The sequence below is a fragment of the Streptococcus equinus genome (assembly GCF_900104225.1).
Classification (GTDB): Bacteria; Bacillota; Bacilli; order Lactobacillales; family Streptococcaceae; genus Streptococcus; species Streptococcus equinus_D.
Genome location: NZ_FNJK01000004.1, coordinates 53177 through 78004, shown reverse-complemented (window position 1 = coordinate 78004; position 24828 = coordinate 53177). Strand labels below are relative to the sequence as shown.

27 protein-coding genes are annotated in these 24828 nt (G+C 37.0%); all 27 read left to right on the top strand.

The genetic code is table 11. The annotated features are described in order from the left end of the window. Positions 1-92: 92 nt before the first annotated feature. The 27 genes from BLP98_RS06700 to BLP98_RS06570 all read left to right on the top strand — a co-directional run bounded on the left by BLP98_RS06700 (position 93) and on the right by BLP98_RS06570 (position 24780). Positions 93-1859 (top strand): glycerophosphoryl diester phosphodiesterase membrane domain-containing protein, encoded by a 1767-nt coding sequence (locus tag BLP98_RS06700; protein WP_074482514.1) that lies wholly within the window; start codon positions 93-95, stop codon positions 1857-1859. A gap of 36 nt (positions 1860-1895) precedes the next feature. Then, on the top strand, positions 1896-3110 hold the full coding sequence (locus BLP98_RS06695; RefSeq protein WP_074482513.1) for a pyridoxal phosphate-dependent aminotransferase: 1215 nt from the start codon (positions 1896-1898) through the stop codon (positions 3108-3110). Positions 3111-3314: 204 nt separating this feature from the next. After that, on the top strand, positions 3315-4100 hold the full coding sequence (codY, locus tag BLP98_RS06690; protein WP_074482512.1) for a GTP-sensing pleiotropic transcriptional regulator CodY: 786 nt from the start codon (positions 3315-3317) through the stop codon (positions 4098-4100). Further along, entirely contained in the window at positions 4100-4648 is a 549-nt protein-coding gene (locus tag BLP98_RS06685; protein ID WP_004233137.1) for a cysteine hydrolase family protein, read from the top strand. Before codY ends, BLP98_RS06685 begins: the two co-directional genes overlap by 1 nt. Before the next feature lie 177 nt (positions 4649-4825). Then, positions 4826-5128 (top strand): Asp-tRNA(Asn)/Glu-tRNA(Gln) amidotransferase subunit GatC, encoded by a 303-nt coding sequence (gene gatC / locus BLP98_RS06680; RefSeq protein WP_006532958.1) that lies wholly within the window; start codon positions 4826-4828, stop codon positions 5126-5128. Next, complete coding sequence (gene gatA, locus BLP98_RS06675) at positions 5128-6594, top strand: Asp-tRNA(Asn)/Glu-tRNA(Gln) amidotransferase subunit GatA (RefSeq protein WP_074482511.1); 1467 nt, start codon at positions 5128-5130, stop codon at positions 6592-6594. The genes gatC and gatA overlap by 1 nt, the downstream gene beginning before the upstream one ends. Further along, a complete protein-coding gene (gene gatB / locus BLP98_RS06670) occupies positions 6594-8036 on the top strand; it encodes an Asp-tRNA(Asn)/Glu-tRNA(Gln) amidotransferase subunit GatB (protein WP_074482510.1) in 1443 nt (480 codons plus the stop codon). The genes gatA and gatB overlap by 1 nt, the downstream gene beginning before the upstream one ends. Positions 8037-8277: 241 nt before the next feature. Continuing rightward, positions 8278-9186 carry a DMT family transporter gene (locus BLP98_RS06665; RefSeq protein WP_074482509.1) on the top strand — a complete coding sequence of 303 codons (909 nt, stop codon included), beginning with the start codon at positions 8278-8280 and terminating at the stop codon, positions 9184-9186. A gap of 133 nt (positions 9187-9319) precedes the next feature. After that, positions 9320-9736: a MarR family winged helix-turn-helix transcriptional regulator gene (locus tag BLP98_RS06660; protein ID WP_074482508.1), complete on the top strand. Its 417-nt coding sequence runs from the start codon at positions 9320-9322 to the stop codon at positions 9734-9736. An 8-nt stretch (positions 9737-9744) separates the two neighbouring features. Continuing rightward, complete coding sequence (locus tag BLP98_RS06655) at positions 9745-11133, top strand: MFS transporter (protein ID WP_074482507.1); 1389 nt, start codon at positions 9745-9747, stop codon at positions 11131-11133. A gap of 263 nt (positions 11134-11396) precedes the next feature. After that, positions 11397-12017, top strand: a complete 621-nt coding sequence (locus tag BLP98_RS06650; RefSeq protein WP_074482506.1) for a DUF4230 domain-containing protein — start codon at positions 11397-11399, stop codon at positions 12015-12017. 103 nt (positions 12018-12120) lie between these two features. Continuing rightward, on the top strand, positions 12121-12648 hold the full coding sequence (locus BLP98_RS06645; RefSeq protein ID WP_200795915.1) for a YqeG family HAD IIIA-type phosphatase: 528 nt from the start codon (positions 12121-12123) through the stop codon (positions 12646-12648). Further along, positions 12648-13766 (top strand): ribosome biogenesis GTPase YqeH, encoded by a 1119-nt coding sequence (gene yqeH / locus BLP98_RS06640; protein WP_074482504.1) that lies wholly within the window; start codon positions 12648-12650, stop codon positions 13764-13766. Before BLP98_RS06645 ends, yqeH begins: the two co-directional genes overlap by 1 nt. A gap of 108 nt (positions 13767-13874) precedes the next feature. After that, entirely contained in the window at positions 13875-14189 is a 315-nt protein-coding gene (gene yhbY, locus BLP98_RS06635; protein WP_074482503.1) for a ribosome assembly RNA-binding protein YhbY, read from the top strand. 66 nt (positions 14190-14255) lie between these two features. Beyond that, entirely contained in the window at positions 14256-14894 is a 639-nt protein-coding gene (locus tag BLP98_RS06630) for a nicotinate-nucleotide adenylyltransferase (protein WP_074482502.1), read from the top strand. After that, positions 14884-15483 carry a bis(5'-nucleosyl)-tetraphosphatase (symmetrical) YqeK gene (gene yqeK, locus BLP98_RS06625; protein ID WP_074482501.1) on the top strand — a complete coding sequence of 200 codons (600 nt, stop codon included), beginning with the start codon at positions 14884-14886 and terminating at the stop codon, positions 15481-15483. The genes BLP98_RS06630 and yqeK overlap by 11 nt, the downstream gene beginning before the upstream one ends. Then, entirely contained in the window at positions 15480-15998 is a 519-nt protein-coding gene (locus tag BLP98_RS06620) for a cysteine hydrolase family protein (RefSeq protein ID WP_074482500.1), read from the top strand. Before yqeK ends, BLP98_RS06620 begins: the two co-directional genes overlap by 4 nt. Then, positions 15995-16348, top strand: a complete 354-nt coding sequence (rsfS, locus tag BLP98_RS06615) for a ribosome silencing factor (RefSeq protein WP_013852201.1) — start codon at positions 15995-15997, stop codon at positions 16346-16348. The genes BLP98_RS06620 and rsfS overlap by 4 nt, the downstream gene beginning before the upstream one ends. An 85-nt stretch (positions 16349-16433) precedes the next feature. Beyond that, positions 16434-17171: a class I SAM-dependent DNA methyltransferase gene (locus BLP98_RS06610; RefSeq protein WP_074482499.1), complete on the top strand. Its 738-nt coding sequence runs from the start codon at positions 16434-16436 to the stop codon at positions 17169-17171. 31 nt (positions 17172-17202) lie between these two features. Continuing rightward, complete coding sequence (locus BLP98_RS06605; protein ID WP_074482498.1) at positions 17203-18126, top strand: hypothetical protein; 924 nt, start codon at positions 17203-17205, stop codon at positions 18124-18126. Next, a complete protein-coding gene (locus BLP98_RS06600; protein ID WP_074482497.1) occupies positions 18123-19217 on the top strand; it encodes a nucleotidyltransferase in 1095 nt (364 codons plus the stop codon). Before BLP98_RS06605 ends, BLP98_RS06600 begins: the two co-directional genes overlap by 4 nt. Positions 19218-19302: 85 nt before the next feature. Then, a complete protein-coding gene (locus BLP98_RS06595; RefSeq protein WP_074482496.1) occupies positions 19303-20022 on the top strand; it encodes a MerR family transcriptional regulator in 720 nt (239 codons plus the stop codon). Positions 20023-20288: 266 nt separating this feature from the next. Further along, positions 20289-21005 (top strand): YebC/PmpR family DNA-binding transcriptional regulator, encoded by a 717-nt coding sequence (locus BLP98_RS06590; RefSeq protein WP_024343611.1) that lies wholly within the window; start codon positions 20289-20291, stop codon positions 21003-21005. Positions 21006-21181: 176 nt separating this feature from the next. Further along, a complete protein-coding gene (locus BLP98_RS06585; protein WP_074482495.1) occupies positions 21182-21868 on the top strand; it encodes a gamma-glutamyl-gamma-aminobutyrate hydrolase family protein in 687 nt (228 codons plus the stop codon). 25 nt (positions 21869-21893) lie between these two features. Next, on the top strand, positions 21894-22691 hold the full coding sequence (locus BLP98_RS06580) for a transporter substrate-binding domain-containing protein (protein WP_074482494.1): 798 nt from the start codon (positions 21894-21896) through the stop codon (positions 22689-22691). Continuing rightward, positions 22688-23836: an amidohydrolase gene (locus tag BLP98_RS06575; protein ID WP_074482493.1), complete on the top strand. Its 1149-nt coding sequence runs from the start codon at positions 22688-22690 to the stop codon at positions 23834-23836. The genes BLP98_RS06580 and BLP98_RS06575 overlap by 4 nt, the downstream gene beginning before the upstream one ends. Before the next feature lie 104 nt (positions 23837-23940). Next, positions 23941-24780, top strand: a complete 840-nt coding sequence (locus tag BLP98_RS06570) for an amino acid ABC transporter substrate-binding protein (RefSeq protein ID WP_074482492.1) — start codon at positions 23941-23943, stop codon at positions 24778-24780. The last annotated feature ends 48 nt before the right edge of the window (positions 24781-24828 follow it).

Sequence of the window (24828 nt, the reverse complement as noted above, 5' to 3'; positions counted from 1 at the left end):
TAAAATTATTATACTCTATTTGGGTAAAAAATGAAAGCGTTTAAGGAATTTTTCTGAATATTTTTGCTATAATGGTAAAAGTGAGGAAAAGTATGATTAAAGATATCAAAAATGTTTTAAAGGACTTAAACAGACACAAGTATACTTATATCTTAAGGGCAAGTATTCTCCAGTTGTTGATGACGACAGTTGGAGCTTATATGTTGTCTTTACTTTTAAGAGTTATTTTGGTTAATTCAAATATCCCAGGAATTACTACAGATAATTTATTGAGTTTTTTAACCAATCCTTTGACTTTGCTTGTACTTTTTTTATATCTTTTACTGCTAGCCTTTTTAGTTTACCTAGAGTTTTCTTTATTAGTAGAAATTATTGAGTGCAAGGAATCTAAGCTTGGAGTGGGATTCTCTTATTTCAAAGAAAGAAGCCACAATTTCTTTCAATTGATTTCTGGCTGGCATTTTTTGGCTTTCCTATTATATTTGATTTTGACCATTCCATTTGTTGAATTTTTGGTATCATCATCTTTGCTAGAAAATCTCTATATTCCTAATTTTATTTCAGGAGAGTTGGTGAAATCTACAAATGGCAAAGTAATTTATTATGGTTTGTATGTCATCTTTGCTTATCTCAATCTACGTTTTATTTATGCTCTTCCTTTAGCGGTCTCTCAAAATGAACAACGTTTTGCTCATCATATGAAGACATCTTGGCAGTTGACCAAAGGAAAGAAAATTTTTAGAGTCTTTGAAATTGGTATCATGGCTCTAGCGGTTATAGCAATTGTTGGGCTGTTAAGTGGATTTGGAATTACTTTAGCTGCTCTTGTTGATGGTAGTGATAAGACTTTTTGGGTTGAAAGTTTATTTTTATCATTTGTCTGGGGTGTGCTTTTTGCAGGACGGCTGGCGTTTAAATTGCTTTCGCTTTTCTATTTATTAGAAGGTTTGGGGCATGAAAAGAGGCAAAATCAGTTTATTAAGGAAAGGAAAAAGCAACATCGCTTGTTAGCTTTGACTGGACTTTTGATAGTTGTTGGTGGTATTAATTTTACATACAACGCTTTGAAAGCTTCTGGAGAACCGTCGAAAAATTTATCGATTATCGCTCACAGAGGTATGGTTTCTCAAGGTGTTGAAAATTCTTTAGAGTCTTTAGAAGCGGCTGCTAATGCAGGAGCAACTTATTCAGAAATGGATATTATTTTATCAAAGGATGGTCATTTTATTGTTAGCCACGATGATAATCTTAAACGTCTGACTGGAAAAAATATTAGTATTTCTAAATCTCAGGCTAAAGATGTCCTTGGTTTAAAAACAAAACAATCTGGACACCAATCAAAAATAGTTTCATTTGAAGAGTACGTCGCTAAGGCTAAACAGTTAGGAGTTAAGTTGTTAGTTGAACTAAAACCAGCTGGAAATGAGCCTGATAATTATGAACAACTTTTTGTAGATAAAATGAAAGAGCTGAAGATTGATTCATCTTATCTGGTTATGTCTGCTGATTTGAAGACAATTGAAAAGGTCAAACAGCTTGATCCTACTATTCAGTCTGGTTATACGATTTCATTTCAATTTGGTGATTTTACCAGTCAAAAAGTGGATTTTTATGCAATTGAGGACTTTTCTTATAACGAACTCTTAGCCCGCAAGGCGCATCAAAATGGTAAGAAAATCTATGTTTGGACAGTTAATTCTAGAGATGATATTGAAAGGTACCTAGAAACTAGTACTGATGGGATTATCACAGACTACACAGCTACCGTTCGGAAAATTGAAAAAGAACTATCCTCTGATGATAGCTATCTTGATTATTTTTTACGTTTAACGGACCTTTCTTGGATTGAAAAATTATAAAGGAAAGTTTATAATATTTGAAACGAGGTAAAATCTATGAAAATATTTGATAAATCTTCAAAGCTAGAACATGTTGCATACGATATTCGTGGCCCAATTCTTGATGAAGCAAACCGCATGATTGCTAATGGTGAAAAAATTCTTCGCCTCAATACTGGGAACCCAGCAGCTTTTGGTTTTCAAGCACCAGACGAAGTTATTCGTGATTTGATTGCCCATGCCCGAAACAGTGAGGGGTATTCTGACAGTAAAGGGATTTTTTCTGCTCGTAAAGCTATTATGCAATACTGTCAACTAAAAGGATTTCCACATGTGGATATTGATGACATTTACCTAGGAAATGGTGTTTCTGAGCTGATTTCAATGTCATTGCAAGCCCTTCTTGATGATGGTGATGAAGTTTTGGTTCCTATGCCGGATTACCCATTGTGGACAGCTTGTGTTAGCCTAGCAGGAGGGAATGCGGTACATTATCTCTGTGATGAACAAGCTAATTGGTATCCTGATATTGATGACATCAAGTCAAAAATTACATCAAATACCAAAGCGATTGTTATCATTAACCCAAACAACCCGACAGGCGCTTTGTATCCAGATGATTTGTTGAAAGAGATTGTAGAAATCGCTCGTCAAAATGACTTGATTATTTTTGCCGATGAAATCTATGATCGTTTGGTAATGGATGGGAAGAAGCATACAGCGATTGCTAGCTTAGCACCAGACGTTTTCTGCGTGTCAATGAATGGTTTATCAAAATCTCACCGAATTTGTGGTTTCCGTGTTGGTTGGATGGTTCTATCAGGTCCTAAACACAATGTTAAAGGATACATTGAAGGACTTAATATGCTAGCTAATATGCGACTTTGTGCCAACGTCTTGGGACAAAATGTTGTTCAAACTTCTCTAGGTGGCTACCAATCAGTTGATGAACTTTTGATTCCTGGTGGTCGTATCTATGAACAACGTAACTTCATTTATAAGGCAGTTAATGAAGTTCCTGGTTTGTCAGCAGTGAAACCAGAAGCGGGACTTTATATTTTCCCTAAAATTGATCGTGATATGTATCAAATCGATGACGATGAACAATTCTGTTTAGAGTTATTGAAACAAGAAAAAGTGATGCTGGTTCCAGGTAAAGGCTTTAACTGGAATGAACCAGACCACTTCCGAATTGTCTATTTGCCACGTGTTGAAGAATTGGCAGAAGTCCAAGAAAAATTGACGCGTGTCTTGAGTCAATATAAACGTTAAGAACTAGTCATTAGAATGCTCTTGTTTTTAGACCTGATAAGGCTTTAAAAACGAACGTTCTAATGATTTTTTTTAATTAAATTCAGGTTAAAAAGTATCCGCTTACAAAGTTATCAGAAGATACAGAAATTTTCTGATAATTGTTTGCAAAATAAGGGTTCCTTTGATATAATTGTAACGCAAATAACGCAAAGGAAGTAGAAAATGCCGAATTTATTAGAAAAAACACGTAAAATTACATCAATTTTGCAACGCTCTGTTGACAGTCTAGATACTGAATTGCCATATAACACAATGGCCGCTCAACTTGCTGACATTATTGATTGTAATTCTTGCATCATCAACGGGGGAGGTACCCTTCTTGGTTATGCAATGAAGTATAAGACAAATACTGACCGCGTTGAGGAATTCTTTGAAGCTAAGCAATTCCCAGAAAGTTATGTTAAAGCGGCTAGTCGTGTTTACGACACTGAGGCAAACTTATCTGTTGATAATGATTTGACAATCTTCCCAGTTGAATCAAAAGATATTTATCCTGATGGATTGACAACTATCGCTCCAATTTATGGTGGTGGTATGCGTCTTGGTTCTCTTATCATTTGGCGTAATGATGAAGAGTTCTCAGAAGATGATTTGATTCTTGTTGAAATTGCCTCTACAGTAGTTGGTATCCAATTACTTAACCTTCAAACTGAAAATCTTGAAGAAACTATTCGTAAACAAACAGCTGTTAACATGGCCATCAACACTCTTTCTTACTCAGAAATGAAAGCTGTCTCAGCTATCTTGGGTGAACTTGATGGTACAGAAGGTCGTTTGACTGCGTCAGTTATTGCTGATCGTATTGGTATTACACGTTCAGTTATCGTTAATGCCCTACGTAAATTGGAATCAGCAGGAATTATCGAAAGCCGTTCATTGGGGATGAAGGGTACTTACCTTAAAGTCATCAATGAAGGTATCTTTGATAAATTAAAGGAATATAATTAATGACAAAAGCTCTTATTTCAATTGATTATACCTACGATTTTGTAGCTGACGATGGTAAATTGACTGCTGGAAAACCAGCGCAAGCTATTGAAGATGATATTGTCCGAGTAACTAAAGAAGCGTATGAAGCTGGAGACTATATCTTCTTTGCCATTGATGCTCATGATGAAGGTGATGATTTTCATCCAGAAGCAAAATTGTTCCCGCCACATAATATCAAGGGGACAAGTGGACGTGATTTGTATGGTAAACTAGCCGACTTGTATGAAACAATCCAGTCAGATCAACGTGTCTTTTGGATGGATAAACGTCATTATTCAGCTTTTTCAGGGACTGATTTAGATATTCGACTCCGTGAACGTCGTATCACAACAGTAGTTTTGACAGGTGTTCTAACGGATATTTGTGTATTACACACAGCTATTGATGCCTATAATCTTGGGTATGATATTGAGATTCCTGCTGCGGCAGTAGCGAGCTTAACACAAGAAAATCATCAGTTTGCTTTAAATCATTTCAAAAATGTTTTAGGTGCAAAGATTATTTAAGTTGAAAGAAGTGGATGACCACTTCTTTTTTTGCTTTAGAAGAAAAGTGTGAAAAATTCTCTGGAAAGAGCTTTCTCCCTTTCTTTTACATGTTAAAGAAAAGTAAAATATGGTATAATTTTAAGGACTATGTTGTAAATTTGGTTTACGATTTAATTTAATCAAGGAGAGATAGAGATGAAAATTTCTGAAGAAGAAGTTCGTCATGTAGCAAATCTGTCAAAATTGTCATTTTCTGAAGAAGAAACAACAGAATTTGCGACAACTTTGTCTAAGATTGTCGATATGGTAGAACTCTTGAATGAAGTTGATACAGAGGGAGTCCCTGTAACAACTACAATGGCAGATCGTAAGACTGTTATGCGTGAAGACGTTGCAGTAGCTGGTGATGATCGTGATGAGCTCTTTAAAAACGTGCCTCAATCTGAAAATTACTATATTAAAGTTCCTGCTATCCTAGAAGACGGAGGAGATGCTTAATGTCATTTAATACAAAATCAATTGATGAGTTGCATGACCTTCTTGTCAATAAAGAAATTTCAGCGGTTGAATTAACAAAAGCAACCCTTGAAGATATTAAAGAACGCGAAGCAGCCGTAGATTCATTCATCACTGTTTCTGAAGAAGCTGCGCTAGCTCAAGCAGCAGCTATTGATGAAAAAGGAATTGATGCTGATAATGTGATGTCAGGTATTCCTTTGGCTGTTAAAGATAATATTTCAACTCGTGGTATTTTGACTACAGCCGCATCTAAAATGCTTTACAACTATGAACCAATTTTTGATGCGACTGCTGTTGAAAAACTTTACGGTAAAGATATGGTGGTTATCGGTAAAACAAACATGGATGAATTTGCCATGGGTGGTTCAACTGAAACATCATACTTCAAGAAAACAAAAAATGCTTGGGATCAAACTAAAGTCCCTGGTGGATCATCTGGTGGTTCTGCAACTGCTGTTGCCTCAGGTCAAGTTCGTTTGTCACTTGGTTCTGATACTGGTGGTTCTATCCGCCAACCAGCAGCCTTCAACGGTGTCGTTGGTTTGAAACCAACTTATGGTCGTGTGTCACGTTTTGGTTTGATTGCATTTGGTAGCTCACTTGACCAAATCGGTCCATTTGCTCAAACAGTTAAAGAAAATGCGCAATTATTGAATGTGATTGCTGGCCACGATGCTAAAGATGCAACATCATCTGACCGCAAAGTTCCTGACTTTACTGGTAAAATCGGTCAAGATATTAAAGGCATGAAGATTGCTCTTCCAAAAGAATATCTTGGTGAAGGTATTGACCCAGAAGTTAAAGAAACAATTCTTAATGCTGCTAAACACTTTGAAAAACTTGGTGCAACTGTTGAAGAAGTTAGTCTTCCACACAGTAAATATGGTGTAGCTGTTTACTATATCATTGCCTCATCAGAAGCATCTTCAAACTTGCAACGTTTCGATGGTATCCGCTATGGTTACCGTACTGAAAACTACAGCAACCTTGAAGATATTTACGTGAACACTCGTAGCGAAGGATTTGGTGATGAAGTGAAACGTCGTATCATGCTTGGTACATTTAGCTTGTCATCAGGTTACTACGATGCTTACTTCAAAAAAGCTGGTCAAGTTCGTACATTGATTATCCGTGATTTCGAAAAAATCTTTGCTGGCTACGACCTCATCTTAGGTCCAACAGCACCAAGCGTTGCATTTGATTTGGATTCACTTAACCATGATCCAGTTGCAATGTACTTGGCTGATATTTTGACAATTCCTGTTAACTTGGCTGGTCTTCCAGGTATCTCAATTCCTGCAGGATTTGCTCAAGGTCTACCAGTTGGTATGCAATTGATTGGTCCTAAATACAGTGAAGAAACAATCTATCAAGCTGCTGCAGCCTTTGAAGCAACAACTGATTATCATAAACAACAACCCGTTATTTTTGGAGGTGACAAATAATGAACTTTGAAACAGTCATCGGGCTTGAAGTCCACGTTGAGTTAAACACAAATTCAAAGATTTTTTCACCGACATCAGCACACTTTGGTAACGAACAAAATACCAATACAAATGTTATCGACTGGTCATTCCCAGGTGTTCTTCCAGTGATAAACAAAGGTGTTATTGACGCTGGTATCAAAGCGGCTTTAGCCCTTAACATGGACATTCACCAAAACATGCACTTTGACCGTAAAAACTATTTCTACCCAGATAATCCAAAAGCTTATCAAATTTCACAATTTGATGAACCAATTGGATACAATGGTTGGATTGAAATTGAACTTGAAGATGGTTCAACTAAGAAAATTCGTATCGAACGTGCTCACTTGGAAGAAGATGCTGGTAAAAACACTCACGGTACTGATGGTTATTCATATGTTGACCTTAACCGTCAAGGTGTGCCGCTTATTGAAATCGTATCTGAAGCTGATATGCGTTCACCAGAAGAAGCTTACGCTTACCTAACTGCTCTTAAAGAAGTTATCCAATACACTGGTATTTCTGATGTTAAGATGGAAGAAGGTTCTATGCGTGTGGATGCCAATATTTCTCTTCGCCCTTATGGTCAAGAAGAATTTGGTACAAAAGCTGAGTTGAAAAACTTGAACTCATTTAACAACGTGCGTAAAGGGCTTATCTATGAACAAAAACGTCAAGCACAAGTTCTTCGTTCAGGTGGTCAAATTCAACAAGAAACTCGTCGTTATGACGAATCAACTGGTGAAACAATCTTGATGCGTGTCAAAGAAGGTTCATCAGATTACCGTTATTTCCCAGAACCAGACCTACCACTTTATGAAGTGTCTGACGAATGGATTGAAGAAATGCGTCAAACTCTTCCAGAGTTTCCAAAAGAACGTCGTGCTAAATACATCAATGAATTTGGTTTGACAGCTTACGATGCTGCTCAATTGACAGCAACAAAAGAAACTTCTGATTTCTTTGAAAGTGCTGTAGCACTTGGTGGTGATGCAAAACACGTTTCTAACTGGTTGCAAGGTGAAGTGGCTCAATTCTTGAACAGCGAAAACAAAACACTTTCAGAAATTTTGTTGACACCAGAAAACCTTGTTGAAATGCTTGCAATCATCGCTGATGGTACAATTTCATCAAAAATTGCCAAGAAAGTCTTTGTTCACTTGGCTAAAAACGGTGGTTCTGCGCGTGAATACGTTGAAAAAGCTGGTTTGGTTCAAATTTCTGACCCTGCTGTGCTTATTCCAATTATCCACCAAGTCTTTGAAGATAATGAAGCTGCCGTTGCTGACTTCAAGTCTGGTAAACGTAATGCTGATAAAGCCTTCACTGGATTCTTGATGAAAGCCACAAAAGGTAAAGCTAACCCACAAGTTGCTCTTAAATTGTTGGCACAAGAATTGGCAAAACTAAAAGAAGACTAATATTAGTGAAAATCACCCTAAGGGGTGATTTTTTTATTCCAAACAGTGTGGATTGAGTGGGCTAGTCGGAGAAGTATTAGACTTATTTTTAATCTATTTTATTTGCTTTTATAATCTCCAAAAATAATAGAATTTTTAGAAAGATTACTTTACAAAAAGTGTCATAAAGAGTGTGTTTTCTGACCAGTAAATGTGTTATACTTGGAGCTGAATTTTATTTGGTAAGGTAGATGGAGTTAAGATGAATAAGATGTTTAAGGGAACTATTATGGTTCTTATTGCAGGGATATTCTGGGGGATTTCTGGGGTTTCAGGGCAATATTTGATGGCCCATGGAATTAATGTCGACTTATTGTCTTGTGTACGTTTAATTGTCGCTGGTGTGATAATGACGACTATTGCAGCACTCAATCAGCGTGAGACGTTTTTAAAGGCTGTGACGTCACTAAAAGCGCTTGGTGGTATTGCCATTTTTTCACTGATTGGGCTTGTGTTGAATCAGTATGCTTATCTAAGAGCGATTGAAAGCACAAATGCAGGGACAGCAACGGTTATACAGTATATGGCACCGATTCTTGTTTTGGGGTATGTTTCGATTAGGAAAAAGCAACTACCACGAGGAAGTGAAGTTCTGGCGATTATTCTAGCTGTTTTGGGGACATATATTATCGCAACACACGGACGTCTAGATGGTTTAGCTATCACGCCAGTAGGTTTTGCTTGGGGACTATTTTCAGCGGTAACTTATTCGTTTTATATTATTTTGCCGGCGAAATTAATTCGTGAGTATGGTAGCTTCACAGTGATTGGTCTTGGCATGATTATGGGTGGAATTGTTTTTCCGATTTTGGTACATCCATGGCAATATACTCTTGTGCTAAATGTTGGCAATTGGATTGGTTTGTTTGGAATCATCATTGTTGGAACGGTTTTTGCCTATAGCTTATTTTTAAAGGGAACAGCTATTGTTGGTGCGGTTAAGGGAAGTTTGCTTGCCTGTGTTGAACCAATTTCTTCAGTTTTCTTTTCTTTGACTATTATGCACGAAGTCTTTTATCCGATGGATTTTCTAGGAATGATTTTTATCATCGGTGCGGTTCTATTAATTTCTTTACGAGATTTGGTTGTAGTGAAGAAACAATTACATTAAAAAGTGTGAACAGCTAGTTTTTCTAGCTGTTTTTTTGTTAAATTCCTTGACATTACTGCCAAATGTTTCTATAATACATAACGCTAGCTAGCTAACCGTTAGTTAACTAACGTATTATCCAAGGAGACATGTGATGGACAGAAATATAGGACGTATGGTTAAAATAGCCAGTAATCAGTTAAGTCGTGAGTTTGATCAATTTGCTAAGCCTTATGATTTGACAGGAATGCAAATGTCAATTATTGATTTTTTGAGTCATGATTGGAAAGAAGAGTATTATCAACGAGATATTGAAAAAGAGTTTAATATTCAACGTTCCACAACGACTGTTTTGCTGCAAAGAATGGAGAAAAAGGGCTTGATTTATCGTCAGGTTTCTGAGAAAGATGCAAGGCAAAAATCAGTTCATTTAACTGAAAAAGCTGAGGCTTTGGTTGATGCTTGTCAGTCATATTTTGCTAGTAAAGAAGCTGCGCTTGATAGCCTATTTTCTGAAGAAGAAATTGCTGTTTTTGAGAAAATATTACGCTATTACATGAAAGAAAAATAGGAGGAAATATGTCAGAAGAAAAAATTTCAGCCAGAGTAATTAGAGCGGTTATCGGTGCGGGAATGTTATCATTTTGCGGTGTGGTTGTTGAGACTGCGATGAATATTACTTTTCCAACCTTGATGAATGAATTCGGGATTAATACTTCTACGGTACAGTGGATGACAACAATTTATCTTTTAGTTGTTGCTTCGGTTGTGCCTTTATCAGCTTACTTTAAGCGTTCATTTAAAACAAAATCTGTTTTTATCGTGGCAAATTTGCTCTTTATTTTAGGTGTTTTAATTGATGCTGTCGCACCAAGTTTTGCTCTGTTATTAGTTGGTCGAGTTGTTCAAGGGATTGGTGTCGGAATTGCTCTTCCTTTGATGTTTAATATTATTTTAGACCAAGTTCCAATGAGTAAGATTGGAATGATGATGGGGGTTGGAACGCTGATTACAGCCGTTGCTCCTGCTGTTGGTCCAACATTTGGTGGCTTAGTTTCATCGCATTTTGGATGGCGTTACATCTTTATGTTGTTGATTCCGCTCCTACTAATTTCTTTGGCCCTAGGTGTTACATCAATTGAACAAAAGAGCAAAGTGGCGCGTGAAAAACTAGATGTTATTAGTGTGATGGCTATTTTAGCTTTATTTGTTGGTCTTATTCTTGGTATTAATAACTTGGCTGAATACAGTTTCCTTAGTTTACCTGTTTTAGGAGGATTATGTCTTGGTATTTTAGGTCTTCTTGTCTTAGTAAGACGCTCAATGACATTGGATCAACCGATTGTTGATTTGTTAATTTTAAAAAATCATAAATTTACTGGACATGTCGTGGCATTTTTCCTTTTCCAAATTATTAACCTAGGGATGTCATTTCTTATTCCAAATTATGTTCAATTGGTTAATCATTCGACTTCAACAGTTGCGGGTCTTCTTGTCTTTCCAGGTGCAATTTTAGGGGCTTGTTTTGCGCCATTTAGTGGCAATATCTTGGACCGCTTAGGAGCGAAAAAACCGATTATCTTTGGAGTAAGTATGCTTGTTCTTGCTCTTTGTCTTTTTAGTGTATTTGGCCGTCATTTGTCAAATACTTGGCTGATGATTTTCTATATTATCTCAATGGCAGGGACTGGAATTGCTTTTGGTAATATTATGACTAATGGTCAAAAGCAAGTCACTCTTGAAGAACGAGCAGATGCCAATGCATTTTTTAATACTTTGCAACAATTTGCAGGCGCCGTCGGAACAACTATTGCTTCCTTGATTGTCGCTTTGAGTCAAACAAATACTGCCATTAGTTTCTCTGCAGCAACTGCTAAAGGGTCACGAAATGCCTTTATCATTTTACTTGTCTTAGCTGTTATTGAATTGATTATCCTATTTAGAGTTGTTGATGGTAAAGAAAATTAATTTTTTAGAGTGCTTTGTCACTCTTTTTTTGATGGATTTTCAAAAAATGTACAGAAGCGATTGACAAGCAAAAGACTTGAATATATACTATTTTAAGATAAAATTACATTTTATATTACAATAATAAAAGTAGGTGGGATATGAAAAAGTTAGTAACTTCTTTGGCTGTTATTGTCGCTATAGTATTATTATTCCTAAATCCTTATTTAGCAATACTTGTTGTGGCGTTGCTTATTTGGTATTTGAAGAAATAGGAGAATAAGATGAAGATTTTGAAAAAGATATTTGGTTTTAAATTCACCGTTTATGTATGGATGATAGCAATTGCTATTTTTGTTTTTATTGGGGCATATTTTTTAGGTGTTTCTAATGGTAATTCTGAGTCAAAACAGACTACTGAGTCGTATTCGATGGTAAAATATATCGAAAAAGTAAATCAGGTTGTTTTTTTGAATGTAGGAATTCAAAAAATAGATACTATTTCAAATGTTCAAAAAGTATTTGGATGGAAAATTCCATATTCTGAGAAAAAAGCGATTATCATTTTAAATTATTCAGCTAAACTAGGAATTAAACAAGCAGTTTCGATTCAAGAAAACGGAGAAAATAGTTTCACAGTTCATATACCTGAGTTTGAAGTTATAGGAGTAGAATTAGATTCTGATAACCCATATGAACTTTATAGTCAGAACGGTGAGCTTTTAAGTGCATCTACAAAAAATGTGGATACTGGAGAAGCTGTTGTTAAAGGATTATCAAGTGACGAACAAAAAGAATATCTAAAACAATACAAAGAAATGATCAAAGAGTCTGCTGAAAATTATTACAACACTTTGTTTAAGTCAGCATACCCAGATTGCACTCTTGAATTTGTTTATGATTAATTAAAAAGGCTCTGCTATTTTCATAGCCAGAGCTTTTTCAATTCGCCATATTGGTCTAAATATGTTAAAATAAATAGTAAAATATATTTTTTTGGAGAGTAATTTGAGTATAGACGATTATAGGCCGACCTTCGTGGTTGAGGCAGTTTATGATTTAAAAGCAGATGATTTGTTGCGACATGGTATTCATGCCGTTTTAGTTGACTTAGATAATACACTAATTGCATGGAATAACCCAGATGGAACACCTGAAGTACGCGCGTGGTTGGATGAAATGACCATGGCTGATATTTCAGTTGTTGTTGTATCAAATAATAGTCATTCACGTGTTGATCGTGCGGTATCACGCTTTGGTGTGGATTTTGTTAGCCGTGCCATGAAACCTTTCACACGTGGTATTAATAGAGCCATCAAGCGTTATGGATTTGACCGAGATGAAGTGATCATGGTTGGTGACCAGCTAATGACAGATATTCGCGCGGCGCACCGTGCAGAGATTCAATCAGTCTTGGTAAAACCTTTGGTTAAATCTGATGCTTGGAATACCAAAATTAATCGTTGGCGTGAACGTCGTGTTTGGGCTAAACTTGAAGAAAAATACGGAAAAATTCAATATCAAAAAGGAATTTAATGGAAGAATTATTATGTATTGGCTGTGGAGCCAAAATTCAAACAGAAGATAAGGAAAAAGCAGGGTACACACCAAAAGCAGCCCTTGAAAAGGGTCTTGAAACGGGTGAATTGTATTGCCAAAGATGTTTCAGATTACGTCATTATAACGAAATCACTGATGTGCATATCACAGATGATGAGTTCTTAAAACTTCTTCATGAAGTTGGAGATAGTGATGCACTTGTGGTTAACGTTGTGGATATCTTTGATTTTAATGGATCAGTTATCCCAGGATTGTCACGCTTTGTCTCTGGCAATGATGTTCTACTTGTCGGAAATAAAAAAGATATTTTGCCAAAATCTGTAAAAACAGGTAAAGTGACACAATGGTTGACTGAGCGTGCTCACGAAGAAGGACTTCGACCAGTTGACGTTATCTTGACAAGTGCACAAAATCACCAAGCTATCAAGGACTTGATTGATAAGATTGAAAAATTACGTCGTGGACGTGATGTTTATGTGGTAGGTGTGACAAACGTTGGTAAATCAACACTTATCAATGCTATCATCAAAGAAATTACTGGTGAAAAAGATATTATTACAACTTCTCGATTCCCAGGTACAACGCTTGATAAGATTGAAATCCCATTGGATGACGGTAGCCATATTTTTGATACACCAGGTATCATTCACCGTCACCAAATGGCGCATTACCTTGGCGATAAAAACTTAAAATACATTAGTCCTAAGAAAGAAATCAAACCAAAAACTTACCAACTCAATCCTGAACAAACTTTGTTCTTAGCTGGTTTGGGTCGCTTTGATTTTGTGGCTGGTGACAAACAAGGTTTCACAGCTTATTTTGATAATAATTTGAAATTACACCGTACTAAATTAGCTGGTGCTGATGCTTTCTATGATAAACATGTCGGAAGCCTTTTGACACCACCAAGTGATAAAGAATTGGCTGAGTTTCCAAAATTAGTCCGTCATGAATTTACCATCAAAGATAAAATGGATGTGGTTTATTCTGGTCTTGGTTGGATTCGTATTAAAGCCTCACAAGCTAATCCAGTGAAGATTGCAGCTTGGGCACCAGAAGGTGTAGCTGTTCTTCTTCGTAAAGCGTTGATTTAAGGAAAATAAAAAGAAAGGAAGTTCAAATCAAGCTTGCTTGGTTTGAGCGTGGGCAAGCAGAGGGCGCTTAAGCGACATCTGATTTTGAATGCCCTTAGAGTTATAGATATGTTAACATCAAAACAACGTGCTTTTTTGAAATCACAAGCACATTCAATGAAACCAATTGTTCAAATTGGTAAAAATGGTCTTAACGACCAAATTAAAACAAGTATTCGTAATGCACTAGATGCACGCGAATTGATTAAAGTAACACTTCTTCAAAATACTGATGAAGATATTCATGAAGTTGCTGAAATCTTAGAAGATGAGATTGGTTGTGATACAGTACTAAAAATCGGTCGTATCATTATTCTTTACAAAGAATCATCTAAAAAACAAAACCGTAAAATCTCACCAAAAGTAAAAGAACTTAATAAATAGTCTGTTTCTAATATAGACAATGTAGTTAAAAGAGTTGGGCGTAATGCCTATCTCGGAGGTAGTCGTATGGCATTAGAATTAGTTACTCCATTTACCAAAGTGGAACTGGAGAAAAAAGAAAAAGATAAAAATCGTAAGCAAATTGGTATTTTGGGCGGAAATTTTAACCCTGTCCACAATGCTCATCTCGTGGTTGCTGACCAAGTCCGCCAACAATTAAGTTTGGACAAAGTTCTTCTTATGCCCGAATATGAGCCACCGCATCTTGATAAAAAAGAAACGATTGATGAAAAACACCGCTTGAAAATGCTTGAATTAGCTATTGAGGGTGTTGAAGGCTTGGACATTGAAACTATTGAGCTAGAACGTAAAGGTGTCAGTTACACTTACGATACCATGAAGCTTTTGATTGAAAAAAATCCGGACGTGGATTACTATTTCATTATTGGTGCTGATATGGTTGATTACCTTCCAAAATGGTACAAAATTGATGAATTGATTAAAATGGTGCAGTTTGTTGGTGTTCAACGTCCTAAATATAAGGCTGGAACATCATATCCTGTTATCTGGGTAGATGTGCCAATGATGGATATTTCATCAAGTTTAGTTCGTCATCATTTTGAAATTGGTTGTCGTCCAAACTTCTTGACGCCACCTGCTGTTATCGACTACATTGAGAAAGAAGGTCTTTATCGTGACCTATGAGACATACACTGCGGGAATTGAACGTGCTGAGCTTTTAGACAAAGTATCAGCTGTTATGAGCGAGAAGCGTTTCAAACATGTTCTTGGTGTAGAAAAAACAGCTATTGAATTAGCTGAGCGTTATGGTTGTGATACTGAAAAAGCTGGACTTGCTGGCTTGATTCATGATTACGCCAAAGAACTTTCTGATCAAGAATTTTTGGATTTGATTGATAAGCATCAGCTTGATCCAGAACTCAAAAAATGGGGAAATAATGTCTGGCATGGCATGGTCGGCATTTATAAGATTCAAGAAGATTTGGGTGTCACTGATAAGGAAATCTTGCGTAGTATTGAAACACATACCGTTGGTTCAGGTGACATGTCACTGCTTGATAAAATTATCTATGTAGCTGATTACATCGAGCCAGGGCGTCGCTTTCCTTTGGTGGAAAAAGCGCGTGTGATTGCTAAAGAATCGCTTGATAAGGCAGTGGCTTATGAAACGGTTCATACCGTTGAGCACCTTGCACACCAAGCCTTTCCAATCTTCCCACAAACCATTGAAACTTATAATGCGTATGTTGGTTTTATGGAAGATGACAAATGAAAACAGCTCTGTTAGTGATTGATATTCAAACAGCCTTGATAGAGGCTAAACCGTATGCAGTTGATAACTGCTTGTCTGTCTGGCAAAAAGCAATCACCACTTGTCGTGAGAAAAACATTGAGGTGATTTACGTCCGCCACAATGACGATGAACTACTAACAGGAAGTCATGGCTGGGAAATTTACGAAGCTATTGCTCCAGAAGTTGACGAGAAAATTTTTGATAAGCATTATAATAGTGCTTTTAAAGAAACTCATTTACAGACTTATCTGGATAGCCAAGCTATTGAGCGGCTGATTATCATTGGCATGGCAACGAATTATTGCATTGATACGACTGTTAAGGTGGCGTTTGAGCTAGGATATCAGGTGACTATTCCAAAGAATGGAACGACTACTTTTGATAGTGATTTCCTGACAGCAAAGCAACTACAAAAACATTACGAAGCTATTTGGCATAATCGATTTGCCAAGGTAAAGACGATAGAAGAAATATTGAAAGAGGATTTATATTGACTAAAGAAGAACTTTTAGCTGTTGTTGTGAAAGCAGCTGATGAGAAACGTGCAGAAGATATGGTCGTTTTGGACCTTTACGGATTGACTAGTGTGACTGACTATTTTGTGGTCGTTAGCGCTATGAACACTCGTCAATTGGATGCTATTGCTGAAAATATCCGTGAAAAAGTTAAAGAAGCTGGTGGTGATGCCAGTCATGCTGAAGGTGATAGTCGTACAGGTTGGGTACTTCTTGACCTTAACGACGTTGTTGTTCACATCTTCTCAGAAGACGAACGTGAACACTACAACATCGAAAAATTGTGGCATGAAGCACCAATGGTTGACGTGTCAGAATACCTTGCTTAATTTTGCAGCATTATTCTTATGATCTGGGGCACTTGTCTCAGATTATTTCATTCTAAGAATGATAGAAGTTTGATAGGACAAAACAATGAACAAAAACTACGAAAAATTCGCAGCGGTTTATGATGCAATCATGGATGACAGCCTTTATGACAAATGGACAGACTTTTCGCTCCGTCATTTTCCAAAAGATAAGAAAAAACTCTTGGAGTTAGCCTGTGGAACTGGGATTCAGTCAGTACGCTTTTCTAAAGCTGGCTTTGACGTGACAGGGCTTGATTTGAGCGAGGATATGCTTGAAATCGCAAGAAAACGTGCAAAAGCTGCTGGTGAGGACATTGAATTCAAACAAGGTAACATGCTTGATTTGTCGCAAGCTGGCAAATACGATTTGGTGACATGCTACTCTGACTCTATCTGTTATATGGCTGATGAAGTTGAAGTTGGTGACGTCTTTAAGCAAGTCTACGACAGCTTAAATGACGGCGGTGTCTTCATCTTTGACGTGCACTCAACTTATAAGACTGATACTGTCTTTCCTGGCTACTCTTACCACGAAAATGCTGAAGAATTTGCCATGGTCTGGGATACTTACGCGGATGAAGCGCCGCACTCAGTTGTCCACGAATTGACTTTCTTCTTGCAGGACGAAGACGGACGCTTCACACGTTACGACGAAGTCCACGAAGAACGCACGTACGAAGTCTTGACTTACGACATCCTCTTGGAACAAGCAGGCTTCAAATCATTTAAACTCTACGCCGACTTCGAAGACAAAAAGCCACGCAAAAAATCAGAACGCTGGTTCTTTGTCTGTCAGAAGTAGGGGAGAAATAAAGTATGTAGGAAGTATTTTTATGCTCCAATTATTGTTAATTTTTATTACAGTAGTTCTAGAATTTTGGGTGTTAAAAAATATCTTATCAGTAAATTTAAGAGAGTATCAAGGTTTTAACACTCGCTTTTTTTCTCACAGTAATAATACTATAAGTACTAATAGCGTTGTTTTTTGGATTTTTATATCGCCTGTTTTTTCATGTTTTACTTACCTTGTGATATGGTTTTTGAATGATAATTTGGAAAATTTGATGATTGGCTTTAATAAGCTTTGGCTGATTTCACTATTCTTTTGGTTAGGTGAGTATTTACTTGTTATTCTGTTGGGTAGACGAAAACTGGTGAATGGAATTTTTATTTTTGCTATAGCAATAAGTTCTTTGATGTTAAATTACTATTTATCAGTGATAGCTTTTACAGGTAACATTGGGGATATTTTACCTAATGCTAGCAATACCACTTTTCAATTGTATTTAATATTGGGAATGTTTATTGTGTCAGCTATACAAGTAACCTATGAAAATGATAACTATACATTGAAGCGTAATGAATTTATTTTACGAAAATTTGATAGTTATTTATCGAAATTTGATATATTATTAAAATTAGATGACTCATTACTTTATTTAGTTTCATCAATTTTATTAGTAGAGGATTTTGAGAGACCAAAAGTTATAAGGATTTTTGAAAGGATAGTAAATTCATCTACTCGAAATATCGCGCAAAATGATTCATTAAATGATTATCATAGTGTTTTTTTACTTACTCAGAATATACAAGAACTGTACAATAATCATTCTGAATTAGGAGATTGGATTTATGAGATTGCTTATGAGTATAATCATTCTGAGCAATATGCACATGATGTGGAGGAAATATACTATACATTACAAAATCTAGATGCGCGATATTCTATCTCTAAAATATATAGGAGCACAACATGACTATCACTGGTATCGTTGCTGAGTTTAATCCTTTTCATAACGGGCATCGTTATTTGTTGTCACAGGCTGAAGGGGTAAAGGTTGTTGCCATGTCTGGGAATTTTGTGCAGCGTGGTGAGCCTGCGGTTGTGGACAAATGGACGCGCGCGGAAATGGCTCTGAAATGCGGTGCTGATTTGGTAGTTGAATTGCCATTTTTGGTGGCTGTTCAGTCAGCGGACTACTTTGCGCAGGGTGCGGTGGACATCTTAGAGCGCCTTGGTGTGGATAACTTGGCATTTGGGACGGAAGAAAATCTGGATTATCAACACTTTTCACAGATTTATGCGGATAATCAACAGAAAATGGTGGATTACTTGCAAAATTTGCCAGATAATTTGTCTTATCCACAGAAAACGCAGAAAATGTGGGAGACATTTGCTGGTGTCAACTTCACAGGTAACACGCCAAATCATATTTTGGGGCTTTCTTATGCCAAAGCTTGCGCTGGAAAATCAATCAAGCTTAGCCCAATCATGCGTCAGGGAGCTGGTTATCACTCGCTTGATACTGATGTGGCTTTTGCCTCCGCGACAAATTTGCGTATCCACAGACAAGACAAAGATTTTGTGGACAAATTCATGCCGCAAGCTGACCTTTTCCTAAGCGCCCCTCAAGTGACTTGGGAGAATTACTTCCAATTGCTTAAGTATCAAATCGTGACAAACCCTGATTTGACAAGGATCTTCCAGGTTAATGAAGAGTTAGCCAGCCGTATCCGCTCTGCTATTAGGAGCGTAGCGACTGTGGAAGAATTAGTGGATAAAGTCGCCACGAAACGTTACACGAAGGCCCGAATCCGACGCATTTTGGCTTACATCTTGGTCGGAGCTGTGGAAAAGCCATTGCCAGAAGCGGTACATGTGCTTGGATTTACCGAAAAAGGGCAAAAACACCTTAAAACGGTGAAAAAGTCTGTGGATATCGTCGCTCGAATCGGTGCAAAACCGTGGGATGCGGTGACGCAACAAGCTGACCAAGTCTATCAACTTGGAAATTCACAGATTCAAGAACAAACTTGGGGAAAAGTTCCAGTGAGAATTGATAAGTAAACGTTTACAAATAAAAAACTTCATTTTTTCTCTTGACCCTAACGTAACGTTATAGCCTATACTTATCATCGAGAGGAGCTAGTACATGAAAACAGTAAAAGAGATGAGTCAGATATCAGGCATTAGCGTGCGTACCTTGCACTATTATGACCAGATTGGTCTTTTAAAACCATCCTTTATCGGAGAAAATGGCTACCGCTTTTATGATAAGCAAGCCTTTGAACGCTTGCAAGAAATCCTTTTGTTTCGTGAGCTAGAATTTCCTCTTAAAAAAATAAAGGAAATCCTGTCGGACCCAAGCTATGACAAAGAAGAAGCTTTATCTGAGCAGATAAAATGGCTCGAGTTGAAAAAAGAGCATTTGGAAAAGGTTATTTCTCATGCTAAGTCCTTACAGGAAAATGGAGAAAACATGATGACATTCACAGCTTATGACAAGTCGGATTTGGAAGCTTTCCAAAAAGAAGCTAAAGAACGTTGGGGAACGACGGAAGCTTATCAAGCATTTGAAAAAAATCCACAGACTGATTTTTCGGTCATTACGGAAGAAATGGCAGCGATAATGAGAGACTTTGCAAAGCTAAAAGAGCATTCTCTTTCTGATAGCAAGGTTCAAAAACAAGTTGAAACTTTACAAAGCTATATTAGTGAGCATTTTTACCCATGTGATATGGAGATTTTATCAGGTCTGGGGCAAATGTATATTGAGGATAATCGTTTCACAGCTTTTATCGATAAAGCAGCAGGTCAAGGGACAGCTAGTTTTGTCAGTTCTGCCATTGCAGAATATGTCAAAAATAGATAATTTTAAAACCAAGCTTTGAGAAAATCAGCTGATTAGAATCGCAAAATAAGCGCTTACATAAATAGACTTAAAACTGGGCTTTTGTTGAGCTCAGTTTTCGCTTTTAATTTTTAGGAACATTTTACACAGCCCTGTCAAAGTGCTATAATAAAAAGGATTACGAATTTAGCTTTGCTAATTCAGTAGTTCAATGATTTGGCTGTTTTACTGGTCAAATCACTTAATCATGCTAAAATAAATAATAATCTTTACAAAGGAGACTACCCATGGGACGTAAGTGGGCCAATATTGTTGCCAAAAAAACTGCCAAAGATGGTGCTAACTCTAAAGTTTATGCTAAATTTGGTGTTGAAATCTATGTTGCTGCTAAAAAAGGTGAACCAGATCCAGAATCAAACTCAGCTTTGAAATTTGTACTTGAACGTGCAAAACAAGCGCAAGTACCAAAACACGTTATCGACCGTGCGATCGATAAAGCAAAAGGTAATACAGATGAAACTTTCGTTGAAGGACGTTACGAAGGATTTGGACCAAACGGTTCAATGATCATCGTTGATACTTTGACAAGTAACGTTAACCGTACTGCTGCTAACTTGCGTACTGCATTTGGTAAAAACGGTGGTAACATGGGAGCATCTGGTTCTGTATCTTACATGTTCGATAAAAAAGGTGTTATTGTCTTTGATGGCGATGACGCAGATAGCATTTTTGAACAATTGTTAGAAGCTGACGTTGATGTTGAAGATGTTGAAGCAGAAGACGGTGTTGTAACTGTTTACACAGCTCCAACTGATCTTCACAAAGGTATCGAAGCTTTGCGTGCTAACGGTATTGAAGAATTCAAAGTTACTGAACTTGAAATGATTCCTCAATCAGAAGTAACACTTGAAGGCGAAGACCTTGAAACATTTGAAAAACTTGTTGACGCTCTTGAAGATGACGAAGACGTTCAAAAAGTTTACCACAACGTATCTGATTTCTAATCTGATAGTATAAAAAAGAGGACATTCAGTCGAAAGGCTGGGTGTCTTTTTTGGGTTATAGCCAAAGCCTATCTCCCTGATAAAAAATAACTATTGGTAATCTTTGGGTATTTGGTTTACAATATTTCTAACTTAGAAAGTGGCTTCTTATAATTGATAGAAAGTGGGGTGCTTGTATGGAGAAAGTTATTGTTGGCATTTCGGGAAATATTCAAGAACTACCAGCTCGATCAGGCTTAGAATATGATGTTGTTTCACGACATCTTTCTGATGGCGTCAAAGAAGCTGGTGGACTTCCGATTATTATTCCAGTCGGTAGCCCAGATTTGGCTAAATCTTATATTGATATGATTGATAAATTAATCCTATCAGGTGGTCAAAATGTGACACCAAAATTTTATGGCGAAAAACAAACCATTGATAGTGATGATTATAGTTTAGAGCGTGATGAATTTGAACTAGCTTTGATAAAAGAAGCACTCAAGCAAAATAAACCTATTTTTGCGGTTTGCCGCGGCATGCAATTATTGAACGTGGCTTTGGGTGGAACACTGAATCAAAAAGTTGAACACCACTGGCAAAAAGACTTTTCTGGAACGTCACAAGAAGTGGAAATTGTTCCAAATAGTCGTGTGAGTCAATTGGTTTCAACAGGTGCCTGGGTTAATTCATTTCACCAGCAAAGTGTGAAAGAATTGGCACCAAGTTTGGTTGCGACAGCGCGTGACCCCCGTGATGGTACAATTGAAGCTTATGAAAGCAAAGATGGTGCTCCGATTTTGGGTTTCCAATGGCATCCAGAATTGCTTTTAGAAAAAGCAGAAAGCCGTAGAATTTTTAGTTACTTAGTACAGCAATTGTAGTGTTAACAGCGTTTGAGGAGTGAAAATGAAAAAAGTTTTATTAGGATTAACTGTTTTACTAAGTGCTGGTTTGACGGTTAATGTTGAAGCGGCTGATCAAAAAGCAGTCGTTGCAACAGCTGGTGATATCAAGCCTTTTTCGTATCAAAATGCAAAAGGTCAATTGACTGGCTATGATATTCAAGTGATCAAATCAGCTAGTAAATACATTGATGATTATGAAATTAGTTTTAAAAAGACTGCCTGGGATTCTATCTTTGTTGGCTTAGATAGCGAGATTTATCAGGGTGCTGCTAATAATCTTTCTTATACCAAAGAACGTGCCAGCAAGTATTTATATTCTGTGCCAATTGCTAAAAATCCCTTGGTTCTAGTCACTAAGAAAGATTCTAAGATTACATCTTTGGACGATATTGGTGGGAAAACTACCCAAGATGATACCGGTACATCAACCGCAAAATTTGTTGATGATTGGAATAAAAAGCATAGTGATTCTCCATCGATAATTGAATATTCAGGAGAAGATGTAACGAAACGATTATTAGACTTGGATAGTGGAGAATTTGATTATCTCATTTTTGATAAAATCTCTGTCGATACAATTATCAAACAAAAACAACTAGATTTGAGGGTTATTGATTTAAAGACAGATGATAATCCAAATAATTATATTATTTTCTCAAGTGACAGTGAGAAGTTACAAGGAGAATTTAACAAGGCGGTTAAAAAACTTTATGATAATGGCACTTTAGAAAAATTGAGCCAGAAATATCTAGGTGGTAGTTATTTACCAGAAAAGTCGGCAGTAGAGGCAAATAAATGACAAAAGATTTTTACACAAAATTAGCAGAGATTCGTCATCATATTCATGCGCATCCTGAGGTTTCGGAGAATGAATTTGAGACGACAGCATTTTTGAAAGAATACATTTCAAATTTGGGGATTCGTATTCTTGAAACAGATTTACCAACGGGTTTTATTGCCGAAATTGGGCATGGAAAGCCCGTTGTTGCTTTGCGTGCAGATATTGATGCTCTGCCAATCAAGGAGCAAAATACCTTTGAATATGCTAGCAAGAATGGTGCTATGCACGCTTGTGGGCATGATTTCCACCAGACAAGTCTTCTTGGTGCTGCTGAGCTTTTAAAGGCTCAAGAAGGGCAGTTAAACGGAACGATTCGATTGATTTTTCAGCCAGCTGAGGAAGTTTCAGTAGGGGCTTATCAAGTGATTGAAAATGGCGGTCTTAAGGATGTTTCAGCTATTATTGGCTATCATAATTACCCACATCTTAAATCTGGCGAAATAGGACTTCGCTCAAAAGCAATCATGGCAGCTGTTGATAAATTTAAAGTGACTATCAGTGGAGTGAGTGGGCATGCGGCTCGCCCTGATTTTGGGACAGATGCGGTTCTTGCTATCACAACAATTGTTAATAATGTGCAAGCTATTATCAGCCGTACAGTCTCTCCTTTTGAGTCAGCGGTTTTGTCGGTAACGCATATTGATGTGGGAAGTGCTTGGAATGTTATGCCTGAATCAGGTTATTTTGAAGGGACAATGCGGTCGTTCTCGCCAGAAATTCGTCAGCATTTGCGAGATGCTTTTACTAAGATTGTCAAAAATACAGCTGATCAGTTTAATGCGTCTGTCGAGATTGAGTGGGGAAGAACCCCAACAGTGACCTTTAATGACGAGGTTTTGACGCCTCTTATTTTTGAGCATTCTAAACAATTTGCAAAAGTCGTAGAAGTAGAACCGCTCACCATAGGAGAAGATTTTGCGGCTTATCAGGAGAAAATTCCAGGGGTTTTTGCTTTGATTGGAAGTAATGGTGATGATAATGCAGCAGACCTTCATCATGATACATTTACGGTCAAAGATGAGGCTCTTCCAACAGCTGTTCAGTATTTTGTGGAGAACGCCCTTTATTTATTAGATTATTTTACAAAGGCACCAAAAGCCTAGGGTGATAAGATTTCTTTATCGCGGTGATAGAATTTAAGTATTTGTTAAGATGGCAGTCTGATGTTAAGATGTAAGCAACTCTAAAAGAGAAGGTAGGAAACGATATGACATTAGTTAAAAAAATGCTAGGAATAACAGGACTAGCACTAGCGTCAACTGCTTTTTTAGCAGCTTGTTCATCGGATACCTCTTCCAAAGCCTCTTCTGGTAAAGAAGCAGTGACCTTTGCGACAGTAGGGACAACGGCTCCATTTTCATATGAAGAATCTGGTAAATTGACTGGTTATGATATCGAGGTGGCAAAGGCTGTTTTCAAAGATTCTGATCACTATAAAGTGAATTTTAAGAAAACGGAATGGTCATCTATTTTCACAGGCCTTGATTCTGGAAAATATCAGCTTGGCGGCAACAACATCAGTTATACCAAAGAACGTTCAGCCAAATACTTATATTCTTATCCTATTGGTTCAACCCCATCGGTTCTAGTGGTGCCAAAAGACTCTGATATTACATCTTACGATGATATTGCAGGACATTCAACGCAAGTTGTTCAAGGGACAACAACAGCAGCGCAGCTCGAAAAATTTAACACAGAAAATGATAGCAAGCCTGTTGAACTTAACTACACTAATGAAAATATCACTCAAGTTTTGACAAACTTGAATAACGGTAAATTTGATTTCAAGATTTTTGATGCCCCAACAGTAAATACTATTATTAAAAATCAAAAATTGGACAATTTGAAAACAATCGAGTTGAAATCAGATGAACAACCATTTATTTATTTCATTTTGGGACAAGATCAAAAAGATTTGCAAACATTCGTTAACAAGCGCTTAAAAGCCTTGCAAAAAGATGGCACTTTGTCAGAATTAGCACAAAAATATCTTGGTGGAGATTATACACCAACAGCTAAAGACTTAAAAGTTCCATCGGAAAAATAATTTAGTTATAGTTTAAAACTATAACTAAACCTTGTTTTTAACAATTTG

Bases quoted from the DNA above. Each gene is read 5' to 3' on its own strand.
- yhbY (WP_074482503.1), top strand. From the start codon at position 13,875: ATGTTAACATCAAAACAACGTGCTTTTTTGAAATCACAAGCACATTCA.
- BLP98_RS06590 (WP_024343611.1), top strand. From the start codon at position 20,289: ATGGGACGTAAGTGGGCCAATATTGTTGCCAAAAAAACTGCCAAAGAT.
- BLP98_RS06650 (WP_074482506.1), top strand. From the start codon at position 11,397: ATGAAGATTTTGAAAAAGATATTTGGTTTTAAATTCACCGTTTATGTA.
- gatA (WP_074482511.1), top strand. From the start codon at position 5,128: ATGTCATTTAATACAAAATCAATTGATGAGTTGCATGACCTTCTTGTC.
- codY (WP_074482512.1), top strand. From the start codon at position 3,315: ATGCCGAATTTATTAGAAAAAACACGTAAAATTACATCAATTTTGCAA.
- BLP98_RS06595 (WP_074482496.1), top strand. From the start codon at position 19,303: ATGAAAACAGTAAAAGAGATGAGTCAGATATCAGGCATTAGCGTGCGT.
- BLP98_RS06665 (WP_074482509.1), top strand. From the start codon at position 8,278: ATGAATAAGATGTTTAAGGGAACTATTATGGTTCTTATTGCAGGGATA.
- BLP98_RS06685 (WP_004233137.1), top strand. From the start codon at position 4,100: ATGACAAAAGCTCTTATTTCAATTGATTATACCTACGATTTTGTAGCT.
- BLP98_RS06600 (WP_074482497.1), top strand. From the start codon at position 18,123: ATGACTATCACTGGTATCGTTGCTGAGTTTAATCCTTTTCATAACGGG.
- BLP98_RS06655 (WP_074482507.1), top strand. From the start codon at position 9,745: ATGTCAGAAGAAAAAATTTCAGCCAGAGTAATTAGAGCGGTTATCGGT.
- BLP98_RS06610 (WP_074482499.1), top strand. From the start codon at position 16,434: ATGAACAAAAACTACGAAAAATTCGCAGCGGTTTATGATGCAATCATG.
- BLP98_RS06585 (WP_074482495.1), top strand. From the start codon at position 21,182: ATGGAGAAAGTTATTGTTGGCATTTCGGGAAATATTCAAGAACTACCA.
- BLP98_RS06575 (WP_074482493.1), top strand. From the start codon at position 22,688: ATGACAAAAGATTTTTACACAAAATTAGCAGAGATTCGTCATCATATT.
- BLP98_RS06620 (WP_074482500.1), top strand. From the start codon at position 15,480: ATGAAAACAGCTCTGTTAGTGATTGATATTCAAACAGCCTTGATAGAG.
- BLP98_RS06700 (WP_074482514.1), top strand. From the start codon at position 93: ATGATTAAAGATATCAAAAATGTTTTAAAGGACTTAAACAGACACAAG.
- BLP98_RS06660 (WP_074482508.1), top strand. From the start codon at position 9,320: ATGGACAGAAATATAGGACGTATGGTTAAAATAGCCAGTAATCAGTTA.
- BLP98_RS06605 (WP_074482498.1), top strand. From the start codon at position 17,203: ATGCTCCAATTATTGTTAATTTTTATTACAGTAGTTCTAGAATTTTGG.
- BLP98_RS06695 (WP_074482513.1), top strand. From the start codon at position 1,896: ATGAAAATATTTGATAAATCTTCAAAGCTAGAACATGTTGCATACGAT.
- BLP98_RS06580 (WP_074482494.1), top strand. From the start codon at position 21,894: ATGAAAAAAGTTTTATTAGGATTAACTGTTTTACTAAGTGCTGGTTTG.
- yqeH (WP_074482504.1), top strand. From the start codon at position 12,648: ATGGAAGAATTATTATGTATTGGCTGTGGAGCCAAAATTCAAACAGAA.
- BLP98_RS06570 (WP_074482492.1), top strand. From the start codon at position 23,941: ATGACATTAGTTAAAAAAATGCTAGGAATAACAGGACTAGCACTAGCG.
- gatC (WP_006532958.1), top strand. From the start codon at position 4,826: ATGAAAATTTCTGAAGAAGAAGTTCGTCATGTAGCAAATCTGTCAAAA.
- BLP98_RS06630 (WP_074482502.1), top strand. From the start codon at position 14,256: ATGGCATTAGAATTAGTTACTCCATTTACCAAAGTGGAACTGGAGAAA.
- gatB (WP_074482510.1), top strand. From the start codon at position 6,594: ATGAACTTTGAAACAGTCATCGGGCTTGAAGTCCACGTTGAGTTAAAC.